The following is a 17,758-nucleotide window of genomic DNA, read 5'->3' as shown; positions in this document are numbered from 1 at the left end:
AGATTAGCAACCGCCGGTGGGCCTGAAGGAAACAGACCATGAGTGAATCCGAGATTCTCGTTTTGGACTCCGCAACCAAGTTCGGCCCCGATTCGCCCGGAAAAATCGCCATCGCCGCGTCCCATGGCGCGATCTATGCCGGATATCTCGGCGCGCGTGCGGGCTTGCGAGGCATCATCCTGCACGATGCCGGAATCGGCCGTGACGGCGCGGGTATCAATTCCCTGCCCTATCTTGATGCGTTTGGGGTCGCCGCCGCGACCGTCGATCACCACAGCGCCAGAATAGGCGACGGTGCGTCGATGGCCAAAACCGGTCGCATCAGCCATGTGAACGAAACCGCGCGGGCCGCCGGTTGCACCATCGGCCAGACGGCCATGGCATGCGCCCGCGCGATGCACGCTGCACCCGGATGCACCGGCAAGCCACCGCCCCTCGATGAAGCACGTTTCCTCATTCGTGACACCGACGGCCTGCCGCGCATTATTGGGTGCGATTCCGTATCCCTCGTCGGTCCGGACGATGCCGGCGATATCGTCATCACAGCCTCCCATGGCGCGCTGCTGAAGGGGGCACCTAGCTGGGGCAACCGGCCGGACGTGTTGGCGGCCGTATTCAATGACGCCGGATCGGCATTGCCGACCCGGCTGCCCGATCTGGACTTGAGAGGGATTGCGGGTGCGACCGTCTCTGCCGAAAGCGCACGGATCGGCGATGCCAGGTCGACCCACGAGGACGGCATCATTTCCCACGTAAACGACACCGCACGGAAATCCGGCGCCGTCCCTGGCATGACCTGCCTGGATTTCGTGCAACTGATGACCGCCGCAAAGCGCTAGGCGAGCATCTCCTTGACCCGGCCTGCAATCCGCTCTGCCTTGATTTTGTAGGCTTCTTCCAGGGGGATCGAGAACGGGATCGGAATGCGCTCTCCGCCGAGACGCGCGACCGGCACACCGAGCGTTTCGGCCACCTCGGCCGCCACCTCGCCGCCGAATCCGCCGACCCGCACGGCCTCGTGCACCACAAGCAATCTCCCGGTCCGGGCGGCCGAAGCCATGACCGTTTCACGATCCCAGGGGTAGAGCGTACGCAGATCGATGACCTCTGCCGACATCCCGTCCGCTGCCAGCAAATCGGCAGCCTCCGCTGCGACGCCAACCTGGGCGGCCCAACTCACAATGGTGATATCGCTCCCCGCGCGCACGGTCGCCGCGACACCGAGGGGAACCGGCTCCTGGTCGTTTTCATCGACCTCACCGAGCATGCCCCAGAGCCCCTTATGTTCCATATAGACCACAGGATCATCACAGCGGATCGACGCCTTCAGGAGTCCGCGATTGTCCGCCGGTGTCGCCGGGGTCACCACCACAAGGCCCGGCGTATGGGCATACCAGGCCTCCGGCGACTGAGAATGCTGGGCCGCAATGCCACCGCGAATTCCGATCGGCATGCGCGCGACCATGGGTACGCGCGCCTGACCGCCGAACATGTAGCGCGCCTTTGCGCCCTGATTGACCAGCTCGGAGACCGAACACATGGCGAAGTCCGAAAAACGCATCTCGGCGACCGGCCGTGTGCCCGCCAGGGCGGCACCGACCGCCGCCCCCATGATGGTATTCTCCGATATCGGGGTATCGACAATCCGATTCGGGCCGAACTCGGCCTGTAGATCGCTATACTGCCCTGCCATCCCGCCCTCATAGCCGAGATCCTCGCCAAGTGCCCAGACCTTGGGGTCGCGCGCCATTTCTTCCTGAAGACCGAGCCGGGCGGCCTGCGCGTAGGTCATTTCGGTCATCGGCCTTCTCCCGGAAACGCCGGCGCGCCAACATCCTGCACATCGGTGAAGGCAAGACTCCCGTCGGGCCACGGCGCGTTCATTGCCTCGTCCACATACCCGGCGATCTCGCCATCGACCTGCGCCTTCAGGGCCGCGATCTCGTCGGCGCCGACGCCGTTCTCCAGCAACCAAGATTCGGTACGGGCCATCGGCTCGCGCCCCAGCGCGGCTTCGAGTTCTTCGGGGTCCCGGTAGCCGGCGGGGTCATGGGCAAAATGTCCGCGCAGGCGATAGGTCATCGCCTGGATCAGCTGCGGCCCGCTGCCATTACGAATTTCAGCCACCATGCGGGCGGCGGTGCTGTCGACCTCGAACAGATCGTTGCCATCGATGGTGGTGGCCGGGATGCCAAAGCTCTCGGCCCGCTTGGCGATCCCCTCTCCCGCGGTGACCAGACGTGTGGTCGTCGACGCGGCGATCTGGTTGTTCTCGCACATGAACAGAACCGGTAGCTCATAGACCTTGGCCCAGTTCAGGGCCTCCATGAAGGGTCCGCGATTGATGCCGCCGTCGCCGATGAAGTTCACGACGATACGGTCCTGATTGAGGAGCCGGATGGCCTGGGCCGCGCCGACCGAGATTGTGCACCCGTCGGCGATCACACCGTTGGCGCCGAGCATGCCTACCGAGAAATCGGCGATGTGCATCGATCCGCCTTTGCCGTCGCTGGTGCCGCCCACGCGCCCGAACAGTTCGAGCATCATCGCGCGCGGGTCCGCGCCCTTCGCGATGGAGTGCCCGTGGCCACGATGATTGCTGGTCAGATAGTCGTCATCGCGCAAGTTCGCGCAGACACCGACCGCAATGGATTCCTCGCCGATATACTGATGCACCGAGCCGCGCACATGGCCGGCGTGAAATGCCTCTCCGGCCGCCTCTTCGAAGGCGCGGATCAGCAGCATCTTGCGGAACATCTCGACGACGCGCGCCGGTTCATTGGCCAGATTGCTGGACACAGGCATTCCCCCTCGACCCTATGACGGTGCGCGTTTGCCGGCACCCGTTTTGAGAAGTATTACCCGCCGTCCCCGTTCGGTAAAGCGTGGTCCTGCCTTTGTCCGAAAATGGCGACGCCAAGCAACGTCAGGCGCCGATGGCCTTGTTGACCCTTGGCATCACTTCCGTCGCCATCAGTTCCATCGAGCGTTTGCCGAGCTTGGAGTCCACCCAGTCATGGCCGGCATAGACCAGGGTTCCGAAGTCTCCGACTTCCTCGCGGAACGCCAGGATCTCGTCCACGACCTTGTCGACGGTGCCTGCGATGACGAGAGAATTGACCATGAAATCGTCCGTAATTTCCTCGTCCGGCTGGTCGCGCTCGGTTTTAAAGAGGCCAAGCTTGCCGCCGTTCCTGAGCTTGTTGCCAAGCTGGTAGAAGTAGAACCGGTAGGGCGATTGCGGACCCTTGCCGTATTCTTCTGCAACCTTGTCGTCGTCGGCGACAAAGATCGAGCGTGCCACCCGCCACACGGACGGATCGGCCTCGCGTTCCACATTCGCGCAACCCTCGGCATAATTCGGCCAATGAGTCGCCACCCATTTCGGTTGCAGAAAGTTGGCCGAAACGGGAATCCAGCCGCGTTCGCCGAGTCCGATGATGCCTTTTGAAAAGGGCGCCACGACCGTCCCGAAGATCGGCGGGGTCGGCTTCTGGTACGGTTTCATGATGACGCCCTGACCGAGACGCTCATGATAGTGCTTCACGGTCGAAATCGAGTTGTACTTTCCCTTGATGTCGTAGGGCGGGTCCGTCGTCCATATCTCGATGATCTGGTTGAGCGTCTCGATGAACTTCTCGTTCCGGTCGATATCGAGGGTGCCGAACACTTCGGAATCCGACGGCAGATTGCCCGGGCTGACCCCCAGCATGAACCGGCCCTCGAGCATATGGTCCAGCATCGCCGCCTCGGCGGCCACCGCCGCAGGATGATGGTGGCCGAGATTCACCGTCCCGGTCGCGAGGGTCATATTCTTGATCTCGCGTGCCACCCAGCAAAGGAACATCATCGAATTCGGGACCGGCTCGAAGCTGTCGGTCACATGTTCGCCCATATAGGCTTCCGAGTAACCCAGCTCATCGGCCAGGATGAACGCTTCCCGGTCTTCATTCAGGGTCTCGGTCAACGGGCGGTCAGCCGGGTGAAGCGGCATGGTGAAAAAACCGAGTTCCATGGGTCTGTCCTCAATATCTGATTTCGAACTGTTGTACCGAATTTACGAACTGAGGCGGTGCCATTGTTTGGGTTTGCGCTACGGTCTCATTATTTGAGACAACGTCGCGACATTGACTGTCCGTCACGCATGAAGAACATTGGCATCAAATGCGCACTGGAACCGGGTCGCGGTTCCTGCCCGCGCACCCAAAAAAGCAAGTCTGATACGCCGGGGGATTCATGAGCGGTAAGGCAACCAGCACCGGCACGGGCGATAATGTCACTGTCGAGATGTCCGGTGGCGAAGCCATCGCAAAGATGCTTCAGCTCCACGAGGTCGGGCCGATGTTCGGCATGGCCGGCTTTCAGCTCCTACCCTTCTATGCCGCCATTCGCGAGTTGGGCCTCGCCCATACGCTGATCAATGACGAACGCAGCGGCGCCTTCATGGCCGACGCCTGGTCCCGCGTAACCGGCCAGCCCGGCGTTTGCGATGCGACATTGGGTCCGGGCGCCACCAATCTGCTCACCTCGCTCACGGAGTCTCTCAACGCCGGTATTCCGATCATCGCGATCGCCGGCGACGCGAACCGGACCCACGCCTGGAAGAACATGACCCAGGAGACCCGGCAGGTCGAAATGCTGCGCCCGGCGGTCAAGGAAGTGATCCGCGTGGAAGTCGGCGAACGTATTCCCGAGCATGTGCGCCGCGCCTATGCCGTGGCCACGTCGGGCCGTCCCGGCCCGGTCCTCATCGATGTGCCGGAGGATATCAGCCACAGCATGTTCGAGTTTGCGGCGAGCGAACTCTATGCCGATCCGGCGACCACCCATGCTCCATCGCGGCGTACGCGGCCGGCACGCGCGGATATCGAACGGGCCGTCACGTTACTCGCCGATGCCAAACGTCCGGTTATCCTGGCTGGCGGCGGGGTCCATATCTCCGGGGCGCAGGATGTCCTCACGTCGTTCGCCGAGGAACAGGCCATCCCCGTCGCGCACACGCTTTCTGGCAAGGGCGCGATCGCCTGCACCCATGATTTGTCGCTCGGCCTGTTCGGCCGCTATGACCGAACCGCCAATGGCTTGCTCGATACGGCCGACGCGATCCTCGTGGTCGGCTGCAAGCTGGGCGAAATCGCCACCAAGCGCTACACGATCCCGCGGCCCGGCATTCCGATCATCCATCTGGATATCCTGCCCGAGGAAATCGGCCGCTGGGCCCAGACCGACATCGCCCTGTGCGGCGATGCACGCGAGGGTCTCGCCGATCTTCGCGATGCGCTGGCCGACGGCGCCGAGGCGCGCCGCGATGCGCGCGCCGCCTATCTCGACGAGGCTGGCGCCGGCAAGGCCAAGTGGCGCGCAGAGGTGGACGAACGCCTTACCTCCGAAGAGGTACCCGTCAACATGGCGCGCATGGTCCACGAGCTGAACAATATCCTGCCGGAAGACGCGATCCTCGTCGCCGACGGCGGTTTTGCCGCGCACTGGACCGGGCTTCTGTATGACACCAAGCGCGCCGGGCGTGGCTTCATCGTCGACCGCGGCATGGCCTCGATCGGTTACGGCGTCTCCGGCGGTATCGGCGCCCAACTGGCCGCGCCGGACCGCCCGGTTTTCACGCTCACCGGAGACGGCGGGCTGAACATGACCCTCGGCGATCTGGAGACCGCCGCACGGCTCGGTGTTCCGGTGACAATCCTCGTCGTTAACAACGCCGCATCGGGCTACATCAAGGCGCTGCAGCACGCGATGTTCGGCGGCAAGTATCAGTCGGCCGATTTGTCCGATCTAAACTATGCGGCGATTGCCGAACATCTGGGTTGTCGCGGCATCCGCGTCGAGCACCCCGACCAGCTGGCGGATGCCTTCCGCACCGCGCTGGAGAACCGCGACAAACCGAACGTCATCGACATCGTCGTGACCCGCGACGCCGGCAAGATGTTGCCCGGTGTCGACAACCGTACCGCCCCCATCAAGAAGGGTGACCGCATCGCCTGACGCGTGTGCTGACAAGCGGTGCCATCACGCACCACAAGGATTGGAAAACCGATGAAACTACTCACCTATGATGCCGGATCCGGCGCCCGTGTCGGCCTCGCCACAGAAGACGGCATAATCGACCTAACCACCCGCGCCGGGGTGACATCCCTGCGCGAAGTCATTACCGAAAACCGGGTTTCGGACATGGCGGAATTCTCGGGTGAAACCCCTGATCACGCGCTCGACGGCGTCACCTACTTGCCGGTCATCCCCGACCCGGACCATATCTGGTGTGTCGGCGTGAACTATATGGATCACCTGCAGGAAGCGATCGACGCCGGGTTGCCCCGATCCAAGAGCGAACATCCGATGATCTTCGGCCGCTACGCCGACACGCTTGTCGGGCACAACCAGCCGTTGCTCAAATCGCCGGTCGTCAACAAGCTCGACTATGAGTGCGAGCTGGCCGTGATTATCGGCAAGGCGGGTCGGTATATCAGCAAGGCAGATGCGCTCGACCATGTCGCGGGCTATTCCTGCTTCAACGAGGCCAGCGCTCGCGACTGGCAGTACCACACGGCCCAGGTCGTACCCGGCAAGAATTTTCAGGGCACCGGCGGCTTCGGTCCCTGGATGGTGACCGCCGACGAGATCCCCGATCCGCAGGTCCTCGACATCTCGACGGTCCTCAACGGCGAGACCCTCCAGTCGGCCAACACGAAGGACATGATTTTCGACGTGGTGACGATCATCTCCTACGTCTCGCATATCTCCGAGTTGCAACCGGGCGACGTCATCGCCTCCGGCACACCGTCCGGCGTCGGCCAGTCCCGTGAACCGCAGATCTTCATGCAGATCGGCGACAGCTGCGAAATCCGCATCGAGAAGATCGGCACCCTGGTGAACGGGATCGCTGAAGGATAGATCGATGGGCACTCAGGCATCACGGGCTAGCCCAATGTGGGCGGGTTTGAAACCCGCCCCTACGGGATAAACGCCTACCCATGTAGGGGCGGGTCTGCGACCCGCCCGTCCTAGGTGCGCCCCTGAAACAGCCTGCCGTCGATCAGGGCGAGCCCCAGGGCGATAAAACACATGCCGATTAACTGTTCGATGCTGAGCACCTCGCCCAGCACGAATATGCCGAGGATGAGCGCGCTGACGGGCGCCAGGAAATTGACCAGCATCAGGTTGGTCGCGCCCGCCGTGGCCAGCACCCGATAATAGATCAGGTAAGCAACGCCCGTGGAGCCGAGGGCGAGGCCGGCAACCGCGCCAATGCCTGCCAGGCTGGGCACGTCGAGCGTCCATGGCCGATCGAATATCAGGACGAAGGGCGCCAGCAGCACGATCGCCATGGTCACCTGCCCTGCCGCAACCGAGATTTGCGAAATATCGCGGCGGCCGAAACGCCGGCCGAACACGGCCGCGATGGAGTAGGACACCGCCCCGCCGAGTACGGCCAGTTGCGCGAAAAAATTGGCCCCGATGTCACGCAGAAACTCCGGCCCGATGAGGATAACCGCGCCCGCCAGGCCAGACAGCACCCCGAGCCCCTTCATCCGCGTGAAGGCCTCGTCTTCGGTGAAGAAATGCGCCGTTATCACAGCGAACAACGGCGTCATCGCGATCAGGATCGAGGAGAGCCCGCTGGTGATCTGGACCTGCCCCCACGCGATCAGCGAGAACGGCAAGGCGGAATTGAACACTGCCATGACGGTCAGTACCGACCAGAGGCCAAGCCCTCTGGGAAATGCTGCACCGCGGATGAGTACGATGGTCCACAGAAACAACGATGCGCCGCCAACACGCAGGATCATGATGGTGAAGGGCGGCAGATCGCGTAATGCGATCTCGATCAGGAAAAAGGCGCCCCCCCAGAGCACGGACAGGATCAGAAGCATTCCCCACTCAACCGGCGTCATACGCAAACCGCTGGTCTTTGACATCGTCCCTATCCCGTCACTTGAAATCGGCTCAGCAGCCGTCCATCGATGAGGAGCAGCCCCCCGACAATAAAGCCCATCCCGATCATTTGTTCCAATGTCAGTTGTTCGCCGAGAATGAAAATGCCCAGCAACAGCGCGCTGACCGGGACCAGGAAATTCACAAGCAGAATGTTGATCGCGCCTGCGGTGGCCAGGATACGGAAATAGATCAGGTAGGCCACTGACGTGGACAAGACCGCGAGGCCCAGCACGGCACCCCAGGCTTCGAGGCTCGGGTTCGGCAGCGTCCAGGGCCGGTCAATGATGATGGCGAACGGGAGCAGCAGAAGCGCCGACATGGAAATCTGACCCGTCGCCACGACCAGTGGTGCCACGCCACGCCGCGCGAACAGGCGCCCGTAAATCGCGGACAAGGCGTAAAGCACCGCGGCGCCGATCACGGATAGCTGGGCCAGAAGGTTGGTCCCGATATCTCTCAGGAACCCGGGCCCGATCAATATCACCACACCGGCAAGACCGGTCAGCACACCGGCGACCTTCCCCCGGGTCAGCCCCTCATCTTGAGTCATGAAGTGCGCCGCGATCACCGCATAGAGCGGCGAACTGGCGATCAGGATCGACGCCAGCCCGCTGGGAATATGTACCTGCCCCCAGGCGATCAGGAAAAACGGCAGCGCCGAATTCGCTAACCCCATGAACAACAACGCTAGCCAGATATCACGCCTTCTGGGCACGGCGACACCGCTGGCGAACACGACGACCCAGAGAATCACCGATGCGATGGCGACACGCACCAGGATCACGGTAAGCGGCGGCAATTCCGGCAGCGCTATGGCGTTAAAGAAGAAGGTGGCACCCCAAAAACCGCCCAGAATAATGAGCAAAACCCACTCGAGCGGGGTCATGCGCAGGCTGCTTGTCTTGGCCATAGGTGGGTTGCCCTGTCAGTCCGAAAGCAGTGCGCGCATTTTCGCAACGGCGGTATGCGGTGCCGTGAGAACCGGCCGGCCCCCGACGGGCGTGATCTTCTGTGGCACCAACCCCATGGAGAACTGGCCGAGCAGAAGACTGTCGCAATCGGTCACGGTTTCGGCAGCCGCGACGACGATTTCGTCATGGCCGTCGCGGTTTCCGTCAAGCAACGTCTGGAACGCGCCCTCGGCGACGGTCCCCGCGACGCTGTAGTCGAGCCCGTGCGCCTCGGCATGGCGTTCGATATCACCGGACAAGCAATCGACGGTCCCTTGGGTCGTCGCCAGGATGCCCATGCGCGGGCCATTCGCGAACGCCGCCTCGATCATCCCCTCATAGGAGGTCAGCACCGGCACGTCGATGCCGTCGCGCCCCGCCTCGACCAGACGGCCGAACACCGAACCGCAGAAGATGATGCCATCCACCCGGCAATCCAGGCTGTAGCGGAGAACCGCCGCGATCCGGTCATAGGCCTCAACCGGCATGGGGTCGGGCACCGTCATGTCTGCATTGATGAAGTCGAGATAGAGCGACTGGTCGAGTTGGCAGGCGATTTCTGCCTCGGGCCAGAGTTCGGCAAACGCGGCGCGCACGGTCGGGAACGCCACTTCCGTCGGTGAGACCACGCCGATGCGGAAGGCGGTCATGATTGCCCCATTTTCTGAAGCTTCATCATCCTGTCCAAGTTCGTCATGCCCGGACTTGATCCGGGCATCTCAACCCCCCGGCTATGCATGGCGCAGGAGATACGCGGGTCAAGCCCGCGTATGACGAGAGAGTTTGAGGCAACCGCCCTGTGATTAACATCACGGACTGTTACCCCAGCAGCCGCTTGAGCTTGCGCACCGCCGTGTGGGCCGAGGTCAGCACCGGGCGGTCGGGCAAGTCGGTGAACAGGCTGATCGCGCCGGTCATGGAAAACTGGCCGAGCATCAGGCAGTCGCAGTCGGTCATATTGTCGGCGGCGGCCGCGACCATCTTGTCATGCGTCTCGACATCGCCGGCCAGGATGATCGGTCGCGCCGCGTCCTCGATATGGTCGGTGATCGTGACAGGCTTACCCAGTTCCTTGGAATAGCGGTCGATATCCTCGACCAGGCATTTCAGCGATCCCGGCGCGGTCGTGAGAATCCCCAGCCGTGAGCCCAGTTCGAACGCCTCCTCGATCATCGCCTCGTGAGACGTCAGGCAGGGAATGTCCATGTCCGCGCGCGCCACCTCGACCCAGCGGCCGAAGACCGAGCCGGTAAACAGCAACCCGTCGGCATGGCAGTCGGCGGCGTAGTGCAACAGCTTCGAGACCCGCTCGCCGGTCTCTTCGGTCTGGGGCCTGCCGCCGGCGAAATCCAGATAGAGAGACTCATCGAGCACATGGAAAAGCTCGGCCTCGGGCCACAGTTCAGCGAACGCCTCGCCGATGGCCTCCATGGCGTTGTCCATGGGCGACACCGCCCCGATACGTGCTGGCTTCAAAACGCTCCCCCTGTTTCTTGTCGTGAACAGTGTAGGCGCTTAGACACCCTGAGACAGCGACTTTCCATACTTTTCGTCATGCCCGCACTTGTTGCAGGCATCCACGTCACTGGGTCACGTGACATTTCCACGTGGATGGCCCGATCAAGTCCGGCCATGACGCCGAGCAGTTTGGAGCGGGGACCACCAACCTGTCTTACGGGGCGGGCGGATCATCCCCGAATGTGGCGCAACCCAACGGAACCGGGCACTATTCGGTCTCCCAACAAGGAACGCGACCATGACGGACATCTACATCGTCGGCATCGGCATGACGCCACTCGGCAAATTTCCCGACCGGAGCGTCAAGCAGCTCACCGACGACGCGGTGAACACGGCGCTGACCGACGCCGGCGCGAAACTGGAAGACATCGAGGCCGCGTGGTTTTCCAATACCCGCCAGGGGATGATGGAGGGGCAGAACACCGTGCGCGGGCAATGTGCACTACGCTCCATGGGTTTCCAGTCGATCCCGATCGTAAATGTCGAGAACGCCTGCTGCTCCTCCTCCACCGGGCTTAACCAGGCGTTCGCCTATCTCAAGGCGGGCATGGCCGGGGTGGCGCTGGTCGCGGGATCGGAGAAGATGTTCTATCCCGAAAAGCGCGAACTGATGTTTCAGGCGTTTCGCGGCGGCTGGGATGTGCACACCCAGGCGGAGACCGAGGCGCGGCTGCTGTCACTCGGCGAAGGGCTCGCCCTGCCACCCGAGGCCGGTGAAGACTCAGGCGAGCGCAGCGTGTTCATGGATATCTACGCCGCACTCGCACGCCAGCACATGAAGCATTTCGGCACCACCCAGCGGCAGATCGCAGCCGCAGCGGCCAAGAGCCACTTCCATTCGACGCTCAACCCGCTGGCGCAGTACCAGAAGGATTTCTCCGTCGACGAGGTGATGGCCGACCGGCTGATCTCCTGGCCGCTGACCCGCTCCATGTGCGCGCCGCTATCCGACGGCGCGGGCGCGCTGGTGCTGGCGACCGGCGACACCATCGACCGGTTCGACAAGGCCCGCGCGGTGAAGGTCCTCGGCACGGCCGTGGTCAGCGGCATGGACCGCGACCCGGCTGATTTCGAGCATCATATCGGTCGCATGGCGGCCGAGCGCGCCTACGAGCAGGCCGGTGTCGGCCCGGGCGATGTGGACGTGGCCGAAGTGCATGACGCGTCGGCCTATGCCGAGATCGTGCAGGTCGAGAATATGGGCTTCTGTGAGCGCGGCGAAGGCGGCAGCCTCGCCGAGCGCGGCGAAACGAAACTCGGCGGCAAGACTCCGGTGAACACATCCGGCGGACTGCTGTCGAAGGGTCATCCCATCGGTGCCACGGGCGCGATCCAGATTCACGAGTTGGTCACGCAGCTGCGCGGCGAGGCCGGCAAGCGCCAGGTCGAGGGCGCGCGCATCGCGGCGGCAGAAAACGGCGGCGGCTTCTTCGGCATCGAGGAAGCCGCGACGGTGGTCACGGTGTTGGGGCGGTAGCGCAACATTCCCGTCATACGCGGACTTGATCCGCGTATCTCTCGCGCAGTCTCGGATAGATGCCCGGATCAAGTCCGGGCATGACGAGTTTGGTTGATCCAGACTCACGTCGATTTGCTACTTTCACGCTATGTCCGACGCCGAAATAATCGCCGATCTGGAATCGCGGCTTGCGCATCAGGAACACACCCTCGACGAATTGTCGGGCGTGGTCGCCGAACAAGCGCGTGTCATCGACCTATTCCGCGAGCAGCTACGGCGGCTGACCGATCGGATGGGTCATGTCGAGGACACCGTCCCCGGCAAGGGCCCCGACGAACCGCCCCCGCCGCATTACTAAGAATGCCCGACGGGAGCGCCCAGGCGGATTTCTACGTCTACGTGCTGCGCAACGACGCCGGCACCACCTACACCGGCATCGCCAAGGATGTCGCCGCGCGGCTCGCCACCCACAATGACGGCAACGGCGCGAAATTCACCCGAGGGCGCGGCCCCTGGGCCGTCATCCACACCGAAGGCCCCCTGCCCCACGGCGACGCACTGCGCCGGGAGACCGCGATCAAGCGGGACCGGGTATTCAAAGCGAGGCTGAAGGCGGGCGCACAGACTTAGACGTCATGGCCGGACTTGATCCGGCCATCCACGTCTCAATACCGCGCCGGTCCGATGAATGGATACCCGGATCAAGTCCGGGTATGACGATATGGGGTGGAGACGGCTGCGTTCCGCTCGTCCGTCATGCCCGGGCTCGACCCGGGCATCTTATTTCCCGCGTATGACGCATTGTCGGGACTGGCCACCACAGCGTATTCTCGCCCCAAGGGAGCAATACCAATGCACGACAAGACCTACCTGCGCACGCTGATCGACTTCAACGCCTGGGCCAATGAGGAGATGTACCAGAAGGTCTCCGAGTTGCCGCCCGAGGAGGTGACGAAAGAACGGCCCACACCGCTGGTTTCGATCTTCGTCAGCATGCACCATTTGTGGAACGTCGACGTGATGTGGATGGGTCACATGACCGGCAAGGGCCATGACTACAAGACGCTGCGGGATGTAAAGCACGAGACTCTCGACGCGCTGTGGACCGCGCGCCGGGCGATGGACAAGACCCTGCAGGATTATGTGGACGGGCTGAGCGCCGAAGACCTGGAAGAGATCATCGACTACGAGCTGATCGGCGGCAATTCGGGTTCACTCTCGCGGGCCATGTGCCTGACCCATCTGGCGATCCACGGCGCCTATCACAGGGGCTGGATTTCCGACATGTTCGGCCAGGCCGGTGCCGCCCAACCGATCATTGACATCCCGGTCTATGAACGCGCCCTGCGCGAAGGTGGCCTGCCGCCGATGCCAGTTTGACCTGCCGATCTGTCCGCACGCACCACGGAGAACCCCATGACCATCGACCCCGTACGCCAGGCCGACCCGAGCGAAATTCCCGTGATCGATCTCTCCGCGCTGATCGATGGTGATGCGGCCGCGAAGAAACGCGTCTCGGCCGAGATCGCCCACGCGGCCGAAAACACCGGCTTCTTCTATGCCGCCAATCACGGCGTGCCCCGGGAACTCATCGACGGCGTGTTCACCACCGCCGCGTCATTCTTCGCCCTGCCGGCAGACGAGAAGCTGCAGATCGGCCTCGAGACCTCGACCTGCTATCGCGGTTACCTGCCGCTGGATTCCAAAGGCTCCGACTCGACCCAACGCAATTTTCTCGAGGCATTCCAGATGGGCGAGGAACGACCCGAGGGGGACCCCGAGGCCCCGGCGGGCAAGACCCTGGCCGGACCCAACCAGTGGCCGGACCGACCGGCGGAACTGAAAGACGTCATGCTCGCCTACCACACCGCGATGGGCGAACTGGCCGACCGGCTGCATCGCGCCTTCGCGATCGGGATCGATTTCCCGGAAGACTATTTCCTGCGCTACTACAAGAACGCGCTCAACCAGCTGCGCCTATTGCACTATCCGCCGCCGCCGCCCAATCTCGACGACGGCGTTATGGGCGCGCGTATCCACTCCGACACCGGCGCGTTTACGATCCTGCTGCAGGACACGAATGGCGGACTGGAAGTCGAGGCACGCTCGGGCGAGTGGGTCGCGGCCACGCCGATCGAGGGCACCTTCGTCATCAATATCGGCGATATGCTCGAAAACTGGACCAACGGTCGGTTTATCTCGATCAAGCACAGGGTGGTCAACCGGTCGGGCAACGAGCGTTACTCCATCCCGTATTTTCTGAATCCGGACTATGACGCGCTCGTCGAACCCTTTCCCGAGTTCGTGAGCGCCGACAACCCGCCACGCTTCGAGCCGGTCCATGTGGGGAAATTTCTCTCCCACCGGTTCGATTCCATCTGGCCGCGCAAAGTCGCCTGAACCGCCCCTTCCCGGAGTTTCCCCATGCGTTGTGAAGTCGTCGCCGTCGGCACCGAGTTGCTGCTCGGCCAGATCGTGGACACCAATTCCTCCTGGATCGGCGAGCAACTCGCCCTGATCGGGATCGACTCTCTCTACCAGGTAAAGGTCGGGGACAATTTCGGTCGCATGGAGGCGACCATCCGTCAGGCGCTTGAACGATCCGACGCGGTGATCTGTTGCGGCGGGCTGGGCCCCACCCAGGACGACATCACCCGCGACGTGATCGCCAAGATCATGGGGGTAGAGATGGTCCGCGACAACGCGATCGCCGACCATATCCGCAACATCTTCGAAGGCCGCGGACGCCCCATGCCCGAGAACAACCTCCGTCAGGCCGATGTGCCGGCCGGCGCGACGACCATCGCCCAGATGCCGGGCACCGCGCCGGGACTGGTCTGTCCGGTTTCAATCGATGGCGTCGATAAGGTCATCTATGCCGTGCCGGGCGTACCCCACGAGATGCGCGAGATGATGGAAGGCTCGGTGCTCGACGATCTGCGCCGCCGGTCGGGCGAGACCTCGGTCATCCATTCGCGGGTGATCCGCACCTGGGGCTATGGCGAGTCGGCCCTCGCCGAAACCCTGGCCGAGCATGTCGATGCGCTGGACGAGAGCGGCCACGCGACCATCGCGTTTCAGGCGAGCGGTATCGAGGGCATCAAGGTCCGGGTAACGGCCAAGGCCCCGAGCCACGCGGCGGCGGAGGAAATCATCGCGGCCGAAGTCGCGCTTATCCGCGAGCGCCTCGGCGACTACATCTTCGGCTATGACGACGAGACCATGGAATCGGTCGTGCTCGCCATGTTGCGTGAACGCGGCCTGACCGTCGCGGCGGGCGAGAGCCTGACCGGCGGTATTCTGTCCACCCGGATCACCGCACTCGACCCGAAGATGGAAACCTTCAGGGGCGCGGTCATATCACCCGGAGATGACAGGGCCGACGGCGAGGAAGGCGCGATCGCGGCGGCCCATTCGGCGCGCGAGGCCATCGGCACGGATATCGGCATCGCCGTCATCGGTCCCCGCGATCCCGAGGCCCACCCGCCCGGCACGGTATTTGCCGGCGTGGCGCTGCCCGGCGGCGATCATACAAAGACCGTCTCCCTGCCCGGCGTCCTCAGCCGGATGCGCGCCTATGCGGTCATCACCTTGCTCGATCTGCTGCGCAAGCGGCTGGACTGACCCGCACATGACGCCCGCGCGCCCGGACACGGGCACTTCCGGGCTGTCCGACGCCTGGCCCTATCTGATCATCGCCGGTGCGTCGCTGATCTTCGCGTCGAATCACATCATCGCGCGCCATCTGGGCGGGGTGATCCCGCCCATGGGCTTCGTGTTCTGGCGCATGGTGATCGGCGCGTGCATCCTGCTGCCGTTCGCGGCAACGGGTCTGCTGGCGCAACGCGGTCTCATCCTCAGGCACTGGAAACTGTTCGCCCTGATGGGCTTTCTTTTCGTGCCGCTCGGCAACGGGCTGATCTACGCCGCCTACGGTTTCACCACCGCGATCAACGGCGCTGTCGTGTCGGCGGGGCAACCGGCCGTCACGGTGTTGCTCTCCGCGCTGCTGTTCCGCGACCTGATCAACTGGAAACAGGGCGTCGGCATCCTCGTCGCTGCCACCGGCGTATTGTCAATCATCGCGCGCGGCGACCCGGCCACGATCATGGCACTCCAGTTCAACATCGGAGACATGCTGATCATCGTCTCGATCAGCGGTGTGGCATTACATAACGTACTGGTCCGCAAGGTGCCGCGCACGATTACCATTCCCCAGCTTCTGGTCATCGTCCAGCTTTTCGGACTGGTCGTCGCCACGCCGCTCTACATCGCAGAGACAATCTTCATCCGGCCGGTCCCGTTCACCGGTGAGTCCGTCATGGCGCTGCTCTGGGTCGGGATCGCCGTCACCGCCGTCGCGGTCGGGCTGACCAACGCCGCCATCCGCCAGCTTGGGCCCAACAAGGCGAGCATTTCGAACTACATGCGGGTCGTGTTCACGGCGATACTCGCCGTACTGCTCCTCGGCGAGGCTTTCGAGGCCTTCCACCTGTTCGGCCTCGTGCTCGTCGTGGGCGGTGTCTATCTGATGACACGGGGCCGGACGGTCCCAGCAGGTTAGGCGGGTGGTTCGCAGACCGGCCCCTACATTGGATTGCAAACTTGTAGGGGTGGGTTTCAAACCCAGCCGTTTTTGACAGGACTAAGCCGCCGCGAAAAACGGCGTGACCGCCTCGATGATCGCGCCGGGGTTTTCTTCCGGCCCGAAATGCCCGGAGTCGAGCACCGTCCCGGTCACGTCGTCCGCCCAGTTGCGCCAGAATCCGAGCGGATCGCCCGTCTGGGCGGGAAAGCCCATGGCACCCCACAGGAAATACATCGGCATGGCGAGCTTCCGCCCGGCCTCCCGGTCCGCGGCGTCGAGCGCTCGGTCGAAGGTCGCACCCGCCCGGTAGTCCTCACACATCGCGTGGACCCGCTCGGGCTGGGCGAAGGCGTCTCGATACATGGCCAGCGCGTCGGGATGGAACGCGTCAAGCGTCTTGCCCTTCGTCCAGGAGGCCAGCGTGTGTTCCAGATACCAGATCGGGTCGGCCGAGATCAGCTTCTCGGGGACCGGGTCCGGCTGGGCGAGCATCGGCCAGTGATAGGCCTTGAGCGCCATTTCGGCATCGAAGCTGGCCCACATGTCGTGGGTGGTCACCACATCGACGATGCCGACGCGTGTCACCCTGTCCGGGTGGTCGAGCGCCAACCGGTAGGTCACCCGCGCGCCACGGTCATGGCCGAGCACCGCAAATTTTTCGTGGCCGAGTTCGCGCATAACCGCGACGAAGTCATTGGCCATCGCGCGCTTCGAATAGGCCTCATGGCCCGGAACTGTTCCGGCGATGCCACTCTGTCCATATCCGCGCAGGTCGGCAACGACGCAGCGGAACGAACCCGCCAGCGCTGGTGCCACCCGGTGCCAGGTCGCGTGACACTGGGGATACCCGTGCAGCAGTAACAGCGGCGGGCCTTCGCCGCCGACGCGGCAGAAGATGTCCGCGCCGTCGCCGGCGATGGAGGTGCTCTCGAACCCGGGGAAAAGATCGGCCATCGGCCGCCCCTATTGCATCGGCGAGAACGGAACCGGCCGGAGGATCTTGTTCTCCATCCGCACCATCAGGCCGGAATTCTTGAGTTCGGTGACATATTCGAGCCAGCCCGGATCCTGATACATGGCGTCCCGGCGGCGTTCGCGGTCGCCCTGATCCTCGAATTGCCACATATGCAGAACCTGGGAGAGGTCGCCGACATCGCAAGTGAACATGCCGACGAAGTTCTCCAGATATTTCATCTGATAAGGCAGCGCCATGCGCTCCCACAGGGCAAGGAAATCACCCGTGCGCGCGGCCTGGGTGTAATAGGTGCGATGGTCGATGATCATGAACTCTCT

At 63.3% G+C, this 17,758-nt stretch carries 19 protein-coding genes; 10 read left to right on the top strand and 9 right to left on the bottom strand.

The window, feature by feature from the left end:
• Nucleotides 1–38: 38 nt before the first annotated feature.
• On the top strand, nt 39–839 hold the full coding sequence (locus tag ABJ363_10005) for a hypothetical protein (protein MEP4379322.1): 801 nt from the start codon (nt 39–41) through the stop codon (nt 837–839).
• Here ABJ363_10005 and ABJ363_10000 read toward each other — a convergent pair.
• The 3 genes from ABJ363_10000 to ABJ363_09990 all read right to left on the bottom strand — a co-directional run bounded on the left by ABJ363_10000 (nt 836) and on the right by ABJ363_09990 (nt 4,015).
• Nucleotides 836–1,801: a transketolase C-terminal domain-containing protein gene (locus tag ABJ363_10000; protein MEP4379321.1), complete on the bottom strand. Its 966-nt coding sequence runs from the start codon at nt 1,799–1,801 to the stop codon at nt 836–838. The two genes, ABJ363_10005 and ABJ363_10000, sit on opposite strands and share 4 nt — an antisense overlap.
• A complete protein-coding gene (locus ABJ363_09995; GenBank protein ID MEP4379320.1) occupies nt 1,798–2,805 on the bottom strand; it encodes a thiamine pyrophosphate-dependent dehydrogenase E1 component subunit alpha in 1,008 nt (335 codons plus the stop codon). The genes ABJ363_10000 and ABJ363_09995 overlap by 4 nt, the downstream gene beginning before the upstream one ends.
• A 121-nt stretch (nt 2,806–2,926) precedes the next feature.
• Complete coding sequence (locus ABJ363_09990; GenBank protein ID MEP4379319.1) at nt 2,927–4,015, bottom strand: LLM class flavin-dependent oxidoreductase; 1,089 nt, start codon at nt 4,013–4,015, stop codon at nt 2,927–2,929.
• 221 nt (nt 4,016–4,236) lie between these two features.
• Between ABJ363_09990 and ABJ363_09985 the strand changes: the two genes are divergently transcribed.
• On the top strand, nt 4,237–6,000 hold the full coding sequence (locus ABJ363_09985) for a thiamine pyrophosphate-binding protein (GenBank protein ID MEP4379318.1): 1,764 nt from the start codon (nt 4,237–4,239) through the stop codon (nt 5,998–6,000).
• A gap of 51 nt (nt 6,001–6,051) precedes the next feature.
• A complete protein-coding gene (locus ABJ363_09980; protein ID MEP4379317.1) occupies nt 6,052–6,906 on the top strand; it encodes a fumarylacetoacetate hydrolase family protein in 855 nt (284 codons plus the stop codon).
• 110 nt (nt 6,907–7,016) lie between these two features.
• Here ABJ363_09980 and ABJ363_09975 read toward each other — a convergent pair whose 3' ends face one another.
• From ABJ363_09975 to ABJ363_09960, 4 genes are all read right to left on the bottom strand, one after another.
• Nucleotides 7,017–7,931: a DMT family transporter gene (locus tag ABJ363_09975; protein MEP4379316.1), complete on the bottom strand. Its 915-nt coding sequence runs from the start codon at nt 7,929–7,931 to the stop codon at nt 7,017–7,019.
• A 5-nt stretch (nt 7,932–7,936) separates the two neighbouring features.
• Nucleotides 7,937–8,860: a DMT family transporter gene (locus ABJ363_09970; GenBank protein MEP4379315.1), complete on the bottom strand. Its 924-nt coding sequence runs from the start codon at nt 8,858–8,860 to the stop codon at nt 7,937–7,939.
• 15 nt (nt 8,861–8,875) lie between these two features.
• On the bottom strand, nt 8,876–9,550 hold the full coding sequence (locus ABJ363_09965; GenBank protein ID MEP4379314.1) for an aspartate/glutamate racemase family protein: 675 nt from the start codon (nt 9,548–9,550) through the stop codon (nt 8,876–8,878).
• A 169-nt stretch (nt 9,551–9,719) separates the two neighbouring features.
• Nucleotides 9,720–10,376, bottom strand: a complete 657-nt coding sequence (locus ABJ363_09960; protein MEP4379313.1) for an aspartate/glutamate racemase family protein — start codon at nt 10,374–10,376, stop codon at nt 9,720–9,722.
• Nucleotides 10,377–10,656: 280 nt separating this feature from the next.
• Between ABJ363_09960 and ABJ363_09955 the strand changes: the two genes are divergently transcribed.
• The 7 genes from ABJ363_09955 (at nt 10,657) to ABJ363_09925 (ending at nt 16,441) form a co-directional block, all read left to right on the top strand.
• Nucleotides 10,657–11,895 (top strand): thiolase family protein, encoded by a 1,239-nt coding sequence (locus ABJ363_09955; GenBank protein MEP4379312.1) that lies wholly within the window; start codon nt 10,657–10,659, stop codon nt 11,893–11,895.
• A 130-nt stretch (nt 11,896–12,025) separates the two neighbouring features.
• Nucleotides 12,026–12,235 (top strand): SlyX family protein, encoded by a 210-nt coding sequence (locus ABJ363_09950; protein ID MEP4379311.1) that lies wholly within the window; start codon nt 12,026–12,028, stop codon nt 12,233–12,235.
• A 2-nt stretch (nt 12,236–12,237) separates the two neighbouring features.
• The gene (locus tag ABJ363_09945) at nt 12,238–12,507 is read left to right on the top strand and encodes a GIY-YIG nuclease family protein (GenBank protein ID MEP4379310.1); all 270 of its coding nucleotides are present in this window, start codon (nt 12,238–12,240) and stop codon (nt 12,505–12,507) included.
• A 222-nt stretch (nt 12,508–12,729) separates the two neighbouring features.
• The gene (locus ABJ363_09940) at nt 12,730–13,257 is read left to right on the top strand and encodes a DinB family protein (GenBank protein MEP4379309.1); all 528 of its coding nucleotides are present in this window, start codon (nt 12,730–12,732) and stop codon (nt 13,255–13,257) included.
• A 36-nt stretch (nt 13,258–13,293) separates the two neighbouring features.
• Complete coding sequence (locus ABJ363_09935) at nt 13,294–14,277, top strand: 2-oxoglutarate and iron-dependent oxygenase domain-containing protein (protein MEP4379308.1); 984 nt, start codon at nt 13,294–13,296, stop codon at nt 14,275–14,277.
• 24 nt (nt 14,278–14,301) lie between these two features.
• A complete protein-coding gene (locus tag ABJ363_09930; GenBank protein ID MEP4379307.1) occupies nt 14,302–15,501 on the top strand; it encodes a CinA family nicotinamide mononucleotide deamidase-related protein in 1,200 nt (399 codons plus the stop codon).
• A 7-nt stretch (nt 15,502–15,508) separates the two neighbouring features.
• Nucleotides 15,509–16,441 (top strand): DMT family transporter, encoded by a 933-nt coding sequence (locus tag ABJ363_09925; GenBank protein ID MEP4379306.1) that lies wholly within the window; start codon nt 15,509–15,511, stop codon nt 16,439–16,441.
• Nucleotides 16,442–16,522: 81 nt separating this feature from the next.
• Here the strand turns inward: ABJ363_09925 and ABJ363_09920 are convergent, their stop codons facing one another.
• Nucleotides 16,523–17,419, bottom strand: a complete 897-nt coding sequence (locus tag ABJ363_09920) for an alpha/beta hydrolase (GenBank protein ID MEP4379305.1) — start codon at nt 17,417–17,419, stop codon at nt 16,523–16,525.
• A gap of 9 nt (nt 17,420–17,428) precedes the next feature.
• Complete coding sequence (locus tag ABJ363_09915; GenBank protein MEP4379304.1) at nt 17,429–17,749, bottom strand: NIPSNAP family protein; 321 nt, start codon at nt 17,747–17,749, stop codon at nt 17,429–17,431.
• Nucleotides 17,750–17,758 lie beyond the last annotated feature (9 nt).

This window comes from Alphaproteobacteria bacterium (genome assembly GCA_039980135.1).
Taxonomy (GTDB): domain Bacteria; phylum Pseudomonadota; class Alphaproteobacteria; order UBA6615; family UBA6615; genus UBA8079.
Note: the sequence above shows the minus strand (reverse complement) of the source record. Positions and strands in the feature narration are given on the sequence as shown.